This is a genomic window from Wenyingzhuangia gilva (genome assembly GCF_030519655.1).
Lineage (GTDB): Bacteria > Bacteroidota > Bacteroidia > Flavobacteriales > Flavobacteriaceae > Wenyingzhuangia > Wenyingzhuangia gilva.
Genome location: NZ_JAUMIT010000002.1, coordinates 200000 through 212477, shown reverse-complemented (window position 1 = coordinate 212477; position 12478 = coordinate 200000). Strand labels below are relative to the sequence as shown.

Annotated in this window: 11 protein-coding genes; 10 read left to right on the top strand and 1 reads right to left on the bottom strand. The window is 32.5% G+C overall.

What is annotated here, in order from left to right:
• The 3 genes from QVZ41_RS05990 to QVZ41_RS05980 are packed head-to-tail and all read left to right on the top strand — an operon-like array spanning position 1 to position 1541.
• A complete protein-coding gene (locus QVZ41_RS05990; RefSeq protein WP_302883646.1) occupies positions 1–654 on the top strand; it encodes a phosphatidylserine decarboxylase family protein in 654 nt (217 codons plus the stop codon).
• 12 nt (positions 655–666) lie between these two features.
• On the top strand, positions 667–945 hold the full coding sequence (locus tag QVZ41_RS05985) for an acyl-CoA-binding protein (RefSeq protein ID WP_073121236.1): 279 nt from the start codon (positions 667–669) through the stop codon (positions 943–945).
• Positions 942–1541 (top strand): YceI family protein, encoded by a 600-nt coding sequence (locus QVZ41_RS05980; protein WP_302883644.1) that lies wholly within the window; start codon positions 942–944, stop codon positions 1539–1541. Before QVZ41_RS05985 ends, QVZ41_RS05980 begins: the two co-directional genes overlap by 4 nt.
• A gap of 48 nt (positions 1542–1589) precedes the next feature.
• On the opposite strand, the gene QVZ41_RS05975 is transcribed toward QVZ41_RS05980, so the two are convergent.
• Positions 1590–2414, bottom strand: coding sequence for a UbiA prenyltransferase family protein (locus tag QVZ41_RS05975; protein WP_302883643.1), 825 nt, complete (start codon positions 2412–2414; stop codon positions 1590–1592).
• Positions 2415–2534: 120 nt separating this feature from the next.
• Between QVZ41_RS05975 and gcvP the strand changes: the two genes are divergently transcribed.
• The 7 genes from gcvP to QVZ41_RS05940 all read left to right on the top strand — a co-directional run bounded on the left by gcvP (position 2535) and on the right by QVZ41_RS05940 (position 12412).
• Positions 2535–5384 (top strand): aminomethyl-transferring glycine dehydrogenase, encoded by a 2850-nt coding sequence (gene gcvP, locus QVZ41_RS05970; RefSeq protein ID WP_302883642.1) that lies wholly within the window; start codon positions 2535–2537, stop codon positions 5382–5384.
• 377 nt (positions 5385–5761) lie between these two features.
• Positions 5762–6760: a pyruvate dehydrogenase (acetyl-transferring) E1 component subunit alpha gene (pdhA, locus tag QVZ41_RS05965; protein ID WP_302883641.1), complete on the top strand. Its 999-nt coding sequence runs from the start codon at positions 5762–5764 to the stop codon at positions 6758–6760.
• Between the two features lie 16 nt (positions 6761–6776).
• Positions 6777–8426, top strand: a complete 1650-nt coding sequence (locus QVZ41_RS05960) for a pyruvate dehydrogenase complex dihydrolipoamide acetyltransferase (RefSeq protein WP_302883640.1) — start codon at positions 6777–6779, stop codon at positions 8424–8426.
• A 154-nt stretch (positions 8427–8580) separates the two neighbouring features.
• The gene (locus QVZ41_RS05955) at positions 8581–9591 is read left to right on the top strand and encodes a TlpA family protein disulfide reductase (RefSeq protein WP_302883639.1); all 1011 of its coding nucleotides are present in this window, start codon (positions 8581–8583) and stop codon (positions 9589–9591) included.
• Between the two features lie 138 nt (positions 9592–9729).
• A complete protein-coding gene (gene fumC / locus QVZ41_RS05950) occupies positions 9730–11127 on the top strand; it encodes a class II fumarate hydratase (protein WP_302883638.1) in 1398 nt (465 codons plus the stop codon).
• A 157-nt stretch (positions 11128–11284) separates the two neighbouring features.
• Positions 11285–11734, top strand: a complete 450-nt coding sequence (locus QVZ41_RS05945; protein WP_302883637.1) for a NanQ anomerase/TabA/YiaL family protein — start codon at positions 11285–11287, stop codon at positions 11732–11734.
• Between the two features lie 111 nt (positions 11735–11845).
• Positions 11846–12412: a pentapeptide repeat-containing protein gene (locus QVZ41_RS05940; RefSeq protein ID WP_302883636.1), complete on the top strand. Its 567-nt coding sequence runs from the start codon at positions 11846–11848 to the stop codon at positions 12410–12412.
• Positions 12413–12478 lie beyond the last annotated feature (66 nt).

The following is a 12478-nucleotide window of genomic DNA, read 5'->3' as shown; positions in this document are numbered from 1 at the left end:
ATGTTTCACAAAGAAGGAAAAACCATCATTTTAGCCACATTAATCTTAGCATTAATAATTACAGACTTAACCTATTTTCTATTAGAAGATTTACCTTGGTTACAATACATCATATATGTTGTTTTAATATTCTTTGTAGTAATTGTACTGCAATTTTTTAGAAATCCAAAAAGAAACACAAATGTGTCAGAAAATCATGTGGTAGCACCAGTTGATGGCAAGGTTGTTGTGATAGAAGAGGTATATGAACCTGAATATTTTAAAGACAAAAGATTACAGGTTTCTATTTTTATGAGCCCATTAAATGTACATGTTACAAGATATGGTTTAAGCGGATTGGTAAAATATAGTAAATATCATCCTGGTAAATACTTGGTTGCTTGGCATCCAAAAGCGTCTGAAGAAAATGAACGTACAAGTATTGTGATTGAAAACAAAACTTTTGGAGAAGTTTTATACAGACAAATTGCTGGAGCATTAGCAAAAAGAATTGTAAACTATGCTGTGGAAGGTACAGAAGTATTACAGGGAACTGATGCTGGTTTTATTAAATTTGGATCAAGAGTTGACTTGTTTTTACCTTTAAATTCTAAAATTAACGTATCTTTAAATCAAACAGTAAAAGGTGCAGAAGATGTAATTGCATCTTTATAATTTTTATAATTTATGAGTAATGATTCTTTATTAAAAGAGCGCTTTAACAAAGCGGTTAAATTGGCGTTAGAAATGGAAACACTTCCGCCGGATATCATGTTAGAATTCTACGCATACTATAAACAAGCTACCAAAGGAGACGATTTTAGTTTTAATGCGAATCAAGATCAAGATTTAAGGAGTTCATTTAAATACAATGCTTGGATGCAATTAAGAGGTATTTCGCCTAAACAAGCTCAAAAAGAATATATTAAACTGGTAGAAAAATATACAAATCAAAAGATATCATGAAAAAAGTAACACTTATTTTATTGGCCGTTGCAACACTTGCAGCATGTAAACCATCAAAAAAAGAAAACGAAAAAAAATCTGAAGTAACAACTTATCAATTAGATGCTGAAACAGCTGTGGTAAACTGGACAGGTTATAAATTCACAAACAAAACAGGTGTTAAAGGACAAATGCAAACTGTAAATATTGAAAATAACAAGTCTGCTGCAACCATTGACGAAGCTTTAAACGGTGTTGAATTCTCAATACCTGTAAGTAGTATTTTTAGCGATAATGACATCCGTGACACCAAACTTAAAACGTTGTTTTTTGGAGTAATGGACAATACCGAAATGCTTTCTGGTACCGTTACTAAATCAGGAAATAATGAAGGAGTGATTTCATTAACTATGAACAATGAAACACATGATTTACCTTTTACTTTAAACATTCAAGGAAAGACTGCTTATTTAAAAGCAACTATTGATTTAAATACTTGGCACGCTGAAAAAGCTTTGGCTTCTTTACACAAAGCTTGTGAAGCATTACATACTGGTGAAGATGGAATTAGCAAAACTTGGGATACTGTAGATTTAGATGCGGTACTAAATTTCTAATTCAAAAAACATATTACATAAAAAAAGCACCTAATAGGTGCTTTTTTTTTATGCATACAATAACAGTAAATAATATAGTATTGGAATTCCTTCTACCCAAAAAGAAGCATAATATTTGGATTGTTCTTCTTTGGCAAAAAACAATAAAAAAATCAACACCATACAAGTAATTAAAAATTGATAAAACCCTTCGTACCCAAAAATAGACCAATGTATCATTAAAGAAAACATCAACAAAATAACTCCTAAAACCTTTACTCCCTTTCCCCCTAAAAGCATCGGTAACGTTCTGATACTTTTTTCATCAAAAGCCAAATCTCTAATATCAAAAGGAAGAGTTAACACAACTACAAAAAACATCAATCCTAAAAAATAGATTATATGATTGATATCAAAAGGAACTGAAGAAGTTACAGGAAAAAACACCACCGTTCCTGCCCAAACAAAAGCAATCACAAATATTTTTATTCCTGGAACAAAACGAATAGAATGCCTAACTCCATTTTTACCAATAAAACTATAAGCATATAATAAAGTCAGCACTACAAAGGGAAATAAATGCAAAAACTGAATCATTTTTAACTGTAACAACTCATACATACCAACGATCATTGCTGTACCAATCATTACATATATAAGTACTTTGTATTGATTACTGAAAACATCTAACAAATGTTTTTTTCCGTATTTGTGCCTATTTAAAAAGCGAATTAAATGATAAGAAACAAAAGTAGCACACATTAACAATAAGGCTTCATGACTCACTTCTACTTCAAACAAAAAACCAACACTCAGCACCAAACAAGCAACAGCAATAGATACATGTAAATTACTATAGACGTAAAATTGAAAAAGGGCTTTTAAAAATTTCATCGTTTATTTATACTTATCAACAATAACAACCAAAATTGGTTAAAACATTTGACAATAGAACAAAAATAAAACTTTTATTATCCGTATTTTTGGGCTTCAAAATAATTATTTTTTCCATTTATGAAAACAGATGTTTTTGCACAAAGACACATAGGTTCTAACCAAGAGGAACAAGCTGAAATGCTTAAAGCTATCAATGTAAATTCTATTGATGAGTTAATTAAAAAAACTGTTCCTAAAGATATTCTTTTACAGAATGAATTACAGTTAGCACCTGCTGTGAGTGAACATGAATACATGGATCATATTCAAAAATTATCTGTGAAAAATAAATTATTTAAAAACTACATTGGTTTAGGGTATCATCCTACCATCACTCCTGGTGTAATTCAACGTAACATTTTAGAAAATCCAGGTTGGTACACTGCTTATACTCCATACCAAGCAGAAATTGCACAAGGTAGATTAGAAGCTTTGTTAAATTTCCAAACCATGGTGACTGATTTAACAGGAATGGAAATTGCCAACGCTTCTTTGTTAGATGAAGGAACTGCTGCTGCAGAAGCCATGATTTTACTTTTTAACACTAGAAGTAGAAATCAAAAGAAAAAAGATGCATTACAGTTTTTTGTTTCAGAAAATGTATTACCGCAAACTATTGATGTTTTAACTTCTAGAGCAACTCCTTTGCATATTGATTTGGTTATTGGAAATCACGAAACTTTTGAATTTTCAGAAAATGTTTTTGGGGGATTGGTGCAGTATCCAGGTAAAAACGGAAAAGTAGTTGACTATACGGATTTTGTTAAAAAAGCAAATGAAACAGAAGTTAGAATAGCCGTGGCTGCTGACTTGTTGAGTTTAACCTTATTAACTCCTCCAGGAGAATGGGGAGCAGATGTTGTGGTAGGAACTACGCAACGTTTTGGAATCCCAATGGGATATGGTGGGCCTCATGCCGCATATTTTGCTACCAAAGAAGAATATAAAAGATCTTTACCAGGAAGAATTATTGGAGTTACAAAAGACATTGATGGAAACCGTGCTTTACGTATGGCTTTACAAACTCGTGAACAACATATTAAAAGAGAAAAAGCCACCTCTAATATTTGTACCGCACAAGTATTGTTAGCAGTTATGGCAGGAATGTATACTGTTTTTCATGGTCCTAAAGGATTAAAATACATTGCCAGTAAAATATTAAATCATACTTATACTTTAAACAGTGCATTAAAAGATTTAGGTTTTGAACAAGTGAACAAGGTCTTTTTTGATACTTTAAACATTACTGTTCCTTCCGCAAGTAAAGTAAAAGAAATTGCAGAATTATTACAGGTAAACTTTTTATACAATTCCGAAACTTCTGTAACAATTGCCATTAATGAAACCACCAATTTAGAGGACATTAATGAAATTGTTAGAATTTTAACCAAAGCTACTGGTAAAAACTTTACAGAAATTCACGAATTAAAAGAAGTAGATGTAAAACCTGAATTTAAAAGAACTTCTGATTATTTAACAAATCCTGTATTTAACACCCATCATTCTGAAACAGCAATGATGCGTTATATTAAAAAATTAGAACGTAAGGATTTATCTTTAAATCACTCTATGATTTCTTTAGGTTCTTGTACTATGAAATTAAATGCAGCATCAGAAATGTTGCCTTTAAGTTGGCCTAACTGGGGAAATATTCACCCATTTGTTCCTGTTGATCAAGCTCAAGGATATCAGGAAGTTTTAAAAGGTCTAGAAAACGATTTGAATGAAATTACTGGCTTTTATGCAACTTCTCTTCAACCAAACTCTGGTGCTCAAGGAGAATATGCAGGTTTATTAGCCATCAAAGCTTATCACGAATCTAGAGGAGATAGCCATAGACATATTTGTTTAATTCCTTCGTCTGCTCACGGTACCAACCCAGCTTCTGCTGTTATGGCTGGAATGAAAGTTGTAGTAACCAAAGCTACGGAAGAAGGAAATATTGATTTTGAAGATCTAAAAGAAAAAGCCATTTTGCATAAAGACAATTTATCTTGTCTAATGGTTACCTACCCTTCTACTCACGGAGTATTTGAAAGTGGAATTAAAGAAATTACACAATTAATTCACGATAATGGTGGACAAGTATATATGGATGGTGCCAACATGAATGCACAAGTAGGATTGACAAATCCTGCTACCATTGGTGCAGATGTTTGTCACTTAAACTTACATAAAACATTCGCCATTCCTCACGGAGGTGGTGGACCTGGAGTAGGACCTATTTGTGTGGTAGAGCATCTTGCTCCTTTTTTACCATCAAATCCAGTTGTAAAAACGGGTGGAGAAAACGCCATAAAAGCAGTTTCTTCTGCTCCTTGGGGATCTGCATTGGTTTGTTTAATTTCTTATGGTTACATTAAAATGTTAGGAGCAAAAGGATTAAAATCAGCTACAGAAAACGCTATTTTAAATGCCAATTACATCAAAACAAAATTAGAAGCAGAATATAACATTCTTTACTCTGGTGAAAATGGATTCTGTGCGCACGAAATGATTGTAGATTTTAGAAGTTTTAAAGCTAAGGGCATAGAAGTGGTTGATGTAGCTAAGCGTTTGATGGATTACGGTTTTCATGCTCCAACGGTATCTTTCCCAGTAGCAGGAACGTTAATGATTGAGCCAACCGAAAGTGAAAACAAAGAAGAACTAGATACATTCATCAATGCTTTATTAAGTATCAAAGCAGAAATTGACGAACAAGATTTCCATGATGAAAATTCTGTCTTAAAAAACGCACCACATACTCAACAAATGTTAACAGGAGATCAATGGAGTTTTAATTACTCTAGGCAAAAAGCTGCTTATCCATTAGAAAATATTGCCGATAACAAATTCTGGCCTACAGTTCGTAGAGTAGATGATGCTTATGGTGATAGAAACTTAGTTTGTTCTTGTGAACCAATTGAAAATTATATTGAAGCTTAAAATAGTTTTTATAAAAGTTAAATTCATAAAAAACTCTATCCATTTAAATGGATAGAGTTTTTTATTTAGAACACGTTTTTTTTTAGAAAAAAACAAATTTTATTTTAACGATATTCAACATCTAAAAAAACACCAAAAAAAACATATAAAAAACTAAAAAACAGTGATTTAACAAAAAACCATTTTACACCTCCCACGAAATTCAACTCAATGTTTTTAAAAACCTCGTAAAATCTTATGAAACAGGTATTAAAAAAGTGATTATAGATGTTTATTACTTAGCTATAATGTCTTATTTTTGTTCCTATTCTATAAATATAAAAGTTTGAATTACGTATATATGCGTATATCATTTTATTATAAATTTAAAACAAATCATGAAAGAAATCACCAAAGAAACCTATATCAACTGGTATAAGGACATGCTTTTCTGGAGAAAGTTTGAGGATAAACTAGCTGCAGTTTACATCCAACAAAAAGTTAGAGGATTCTTGCACTTGTACAACGGTCAGGAAGCTATTTTAGCAGGATGTTTACATGTGATGGAATTAGGAGGTAAAGACAAAATGATTACAGCTTACCGTAACCACGTACAACCAATTGGTATGGGAGTAGATCCTAAAAGAGTTATGGCCGAATTATATGGAAAAGCAACAGGTACTTCTCATGGTATGGGAGGTTCTATGCATATTTTCTCTAAAGAACATGGTTTTTATGGAGGTCATGGTATTGTAGGTGGACAAATTCCATTAGGAGCTGGTATGGCTTTTGGTGATAAATACCACAATACTGGTGGTGTTACTATTTGTTGTTTTGGTGATGGTGCTGCCCGTCAAGGTTCTTTACATGAAACTTTTAACATGGCTATGTTGTGGAAATTACCAGTAGTATTTATTGTAGAAAACAATGGATATGCAATGGGAACTTCAGTAGAACGTACTGCAAACCACCAAGATATTTGGAAATTAGGTTTAGGATACGAAATGCCTTGTGGACCTGTTGATGCAATGAACCCTATTAAAGTAGCTGAAGCCATGGACGAAGCTATGGAAAGAGCTCGTAGAGGTGATGGACCAACTTTCTTAGAAATGAAAACATACCGTTATAGAGGTCACTCTATGTCTGATGCACAACACTACCGTACTAAAGAAGAGGTTGAAGAATACAAAAAAATTGACCCTATTACGCAAGTATTAGATATCATTAAAAAAGAAAAATACTTAACAGACGAAGAAATCAAACAAATTGATAAGGACGTTAAGAAAAAGGTAGCTGAATGTGAGAAGTTTGCTGAAGAATCTCCATATCCAGAAAAGCAACAATTATACGACATGGTATATGAGCAAGAAAACTACCCATTTGTTAAACATAAATAATCCCATACAATAAATTATGGCTACTATAGTTAATATGCCTAGATTGAGTGATACGATGACGGAAGGTACCGTAGCTCAATGGCTTAAAAAAGTTGGTGACAAAATTGAAGAAGGTGATATTTTAGCTGAAATCGAAACTGATAAAGCTACAATGGAATTTGAATCTTTTAATGAAGGTGTTTTATTACACATAGGTTTAGAAGCCGGAGAAACAGCACCTGTTGATAGTTTATTAGCAATCATTGGTGAGGAAGGTGAAGATATTTCTGGATTATTAAATGGTGGTGATTCATCTGAAGCAGCTGCTGAAGCTCCAAAAACTGAGGAATCAACTCCTGCTGCTGAAACTGAAGAAGCACCTGCTAGTGAAGAAGTTTCTGTCCCTGATGGAGTAACCGTTGTAACAATGCCTCGTTTGAGTGATACCATGACCGACGGTACTGTTGCTTCTTGGTTAAAGAAAGTTGGAGATAAAGTTGAAGAAGGTGATATACTTGCTGAAATTGAAACTGACAAAGCAACCATGGAGTTCGAGTCTTTTAATGAAGGAACTTTACTATATATTGGATTGCAAGAAGGAGAAACGGCTCCTGTAGATAGTCTACTGGCTATTATTGGTGAAGCTGGAACTGATGTTTCTGCTGTTGCTGAAAATTTTGGAAAAGCAAGTGCTCCTGCACCTAAAAAAGCTCCAGCTGCAGAGGCTACAAAAGCCGATGCCCCTGCTCCTGCAAAAACAGAAGCTCCAAAAGCCGCTGCTCCAACCGCTACAAAAAAAGTAAGTGCTATCAATTCTGAAAATGGAAGAATTATTGCTTCTCCTTTAGCAAAAGCTTTGGCTGAAGAAAAAGGAATCAACTTAGCAAAAGTTGTAGGTACTGGTGAAGGTGGAAGAATTGTAAAAGTAGATATTGAGAACTATACTCCTGCTGTAGAATCTGCTGCTCCTGCCGCTAAAGCAGTTGCTGCTGCTCCTACTGGAGAAGTTAGTCAAAGAGAAGAGAAAAACTCTAATATGCGTAAAGCAATTGCTAGAGCTTTAGACAAATCTCAAACTGAAAACGTAAACTTTACAATCAGTATGGATGTAGACATGGACAACGCCATGGCTTCTAGAGCAATGATTAATCAACTGCCAGATACTAAAGTTTCATTTAATGACTTAGTAGTGAAAGCAACTGCAATGGCATTGAAAAAACATCCACAAATCAATACTGAGTGGACAGTTGAAAAAACCATTTACAACGAACATATTTCTGTTGGTGTAGCTGTAGCAATTGAAGACGGATTGGTAGTTCCAGTAATTCCTTTTACAGACACTAAAAGTTTAACTCAAATTGGTGCTGAAGTAAAAGATTTAGCAATCAAAGCTAAAAACAAAAAGTTAACTCCAGCAGAAATGTCTGGAAGTACGTTTACTGTTTCTAACTTAGGAATGTTTGGAGTAGATAACTTTACCTCAATCATTAACCAACCTAACTCTGCTATTTTATCTGTAGGTGGAATTAAACAAAAACCAGTTGTTAAAAACGGAGAAATTGTTGTTGGTAATGTAATGAATTTAACATTGTCTTGTGACCACAGAACTATTGATGGTGCTGTTGGTGCTGCTTTTTTAAATACTTTAAAACAGTATATTGAAAACCCTGTGACTATGATTGCTTAAGCAATAAAGAACATATTTCTAAAACACCTTTGTTTAAATACAAAGGTGTTTTTTTTATATCTTAGTTTTCTAAAAATTTATAAAAGATCTAGTAAATGTTGGCTTGATATGTGCTATCATTTGTAAAATAGATTTCTAACAGAACCATAAAAAAATGAACCATTTAAAAAGAATTTTTATTGCTAGTGTTACCTTATTAGCAATGGCTTGCAACAATACTCCCAAGCAATCAAGTATTTCAGGAGAGATTAAAAACTTACCAAAAGAAGTTACCGAAGTTGTTTTAAGAACCCCATCCCAAATAAAAAAAATAAAAATTGAAAATGGTGTTTTTAGAGACACTATTAATGTAGATGCTAAATTTTGTTTTATCCAAATTGGACAATTTCAAAAAACACTTTTCTTAGACAAAGAAACCCAATTAGAGATTAGCATAGATGCCAACGATTATGATAATTCTTTAGTTTATTCAGGTCATGGTAAAAGAGCCAATAACTATTTAAATAAAAGAGAAATTTACACGCAAGAGATATTTGAAAAAATTGACAGTATTAACAGTTTAGAGCCTGATGGTTTTAAAGATTTTAAATTAAATATGGTTGGGAATATTGAGGCTTTGTTTAAAGAATATGCTGATATCAATCCTTATATCATCAAAACAGAAAAAGAAAATTTAGAATTTTTTGTTAAAAACTTAGAACAACAATACAATGCAATGAATGGTATTGGTGGAGAATTTAAAAAAGGAGACGTATCTCCAGAGTTTAACAACTACGAAAACTACAAAGGAGGAAAAACATCTTTAAAAGATTTACGTGGTAATTATGTTTATATTGATGTTTGGGCAACTTGGTGTGGTCCTTGTAAAGTTGAAATTCCTTATTTGAAAAAATTAGAAGAAAAGTTTCACAAAAAAAACATCAAATTTGTGAGTATATCTGTGGATAGCAAAAATGCGAAAGAGACTTGGAAAAAAATGATTCAAGAAAAAGAAATGGGAGGAATTCAATTATTTGCAAATGGAGATCAGGAGTTTACCACAGCTTATAATGTTACTGGTATTCCTCGTTTTATATTGTTAGACACTGAAGGAAAAATCATTTCGGCAAATGCTCCAAGACCTTCAAGCGATCAAATAAATGATTTGTTAAATAGTCTACCATAAATCAAACTGTTAAAATAGCATCACAAATATAAAAATCTGTGTAATGTTATAGAAATCAAACAAGTTTTGGTTACATTTTTTTAAATAAAAAGACAATCAGCTTATATTTGGCTGCTTAGAGAATTAAATAAAAATCCAATGAAATATCGTATAGAAAAAGATACTATGGGCGAGGTGAAAGTACCTGCTGATAAGTATTGGGGAGCACAAACAGAGAGATCTAGAAATAACTTTAAAATTGGTCCTGCAGGAAGCATGCCTTTAGAAATAGTCTATGGTTTTGCTTATTTAAAAAAAGCTGCTGCACACGCTAACTGTGATTTAGGAGTATTGGCAGAAAGCAAAAGAGATTTAATTTCTGCTGTTTGTGATGAAATATTAGCTGGTAAACACGATGATCAATTTCCATTAGTAGTATGGCAAACAGGTTCTGGAACACAGTCTAACATGAACGCAAATGAAGTCATTGCAAACCGTGCACAAGAGTTAGCTGGAGGAATTATTGGTGAAGGAGAAAAAGCAATTCAACCTAACGATGATGTTAACAAATCTCAGTCTTCTAACGATACTTTCCCTACAGGAATGCACATCGCTGCATATAAAATCATTGTAGAAAATACCATTCCTGGAGTAGAAAAGTTACGTGATACTTTGCAAGCAAAATCAGAAGCATTTAAAGATGTAGTAAAAATTGGTAGAACACACTTAATGGATGCAACACCATTAACCATTGGTCAGGAATTTTCTGGTTATGTTTCTCAATTAAACCATGGGTTAAAAGCTTTAAAAAACACTTTAGCGCATTTGGCTGAATTGGCTTTAGGAGGAACTGCTGTAGGGACAGGATTAAATACACCTAAAGGTTATGATGTATTAGTGGCAAGAAAAATTGCTGAATTTACAGGATTGCCTTTCGTTACTGCAGAAAATAAATTTGAGGCTTTGGCTGCCCACGATGCCTTTGTTGAGACTCACGGAGCTTTAAAACAAATTGCTGTATCATTAAACAAAATAGCGAATGATATTCGTTTAATGGCTTCTGGACCACGTTCAGGAATTGGAGAGTTAATCATACCTGCCAACGAACCAGGATCTTCTATCATGCCAGGAAAAGTAAACCCTACACAATGTGAAGCAATTACAATGGTCGCTGCTCAAGTTATGGGGAACGATGTTGCTATTGGAGTTGGTGGATTACAAGGTCACTACGAATTAAACGTATTTAAACCTGTAATGGCTAAAAACTTAATTGAATCTGCTCGTTTAATTGGTGATGCTTGCGTGTCTTTTGAAGAGCACTGTGCAATTGGTATTGAACCAAACTATCCTGTAATAGAAAAGTTACTTAACAACTCTTTAATGTTGGTGACTGCTTTAAATACTAAAATTGGATATTACAAAGCTGCTGAAATTGCAAACACTGCACATGCTAACGGAACTACTTTAAAAGAAGAAGCGGTACGTTTAGGATATGTAACATCAGAACAATATGATGAATGGGTAAAACCAGAAGACATGATTGGTTCTTTAAAATAAAAAAGGATTTTCCTTAATACCAAACCGCTACTAAATAAAAAGAGTAGCGGTTTTTTTATATAATATCTTTCATCAACCTAAAATTAAATAGTCACATATCTAAAACTATTTAATTATCTTGTTATAGCTAAAAAAGAAAATTAAAAACTAAACTAAAATGATTATAGACAAACTAGAAAACCACAAACTATACAGAAACCTTAGCGATAGAATAGCCATGGCTTTTGATTACGTAACCCAAACAGATTTAGCAAACACGCCCATTGGAACTTATGAAATTGATGATGACAAAGTTTTTGCCATTGTAATGGAATATATTACCAAAGACATTGAGGAGGCAAATTGCGAAGGTCATCATGCGCATATAGATTTACAATACATTATTTCTGGAACTGAATATGTTGGTGTTACAACGCTAACTGATCAAAAACCCATTAGCGAAGATCCAGAAAAAGATTTAGATTTTTATGATACGACTTCATCTCTGGTAAAATTTGATACGGGTACTTTTATGATTTTCTTTCCAGATGACTTACACATGCCAAGTGTACATATTGATACTCCTGAAAAAGTAAAAAAAGTAGTGGTGAAAATTAAAGTACAATAAGCTTTATTCATTTTAGAAAAGTAGAGATTAAAAAAATTTAATCTCTTTTTTATTTTTTATAATCGATGTTAGCCCTTACTTTTAGCCCTCATCATTTTAAAAATAAGTTACGTGAATTACTTTGAAGAAGAGGTTTTTGAACAAAAAAACTTTACAAAATATGCTATAGAATCTGGCGAATACGAAGAATGTACTTTTATTAACTGTGATTTTTCGGAATGTGATTTGTCTGGAATAGAATTTACCAATTGTGAGTTTAAAGATTGTAATCTAAGCAATGTTAGATTAAACAAAACCGTGCTACAAGAAATTGTTTTTAAAGATTGTAAAATGATTGGAATTCTATTTGAAGCTTGTAATCCTTTTGGACTTTCTTTTCAATTCCATCATTGTTCCTTAAACCATAGTTCTTTCTATCAACAAAAATTAAAGAAAACCATTTTTAAAAATACCTTATTACAAAATGTAGATTTTACAGAATGTGATTTGTCTCTATCTTTATTTGATGATTGTGATTTTACAAAAGCCAAATTTGAACGTACCAATTTAGAAAAAGCAAACTTTAAAACTTCTAAAAATTACATCATAGATCCTGAAAATAACAATATTAAAAAAGCAGTGTTTTCGCTAGAAAACATTCAAGGATTGCTACACAAACATAATATTATCATTCATTAATTTTATATTAAATATCCCTTTCTTCTAGATTTATATTTTTATTAATCGTAATATTGCGATTATAAA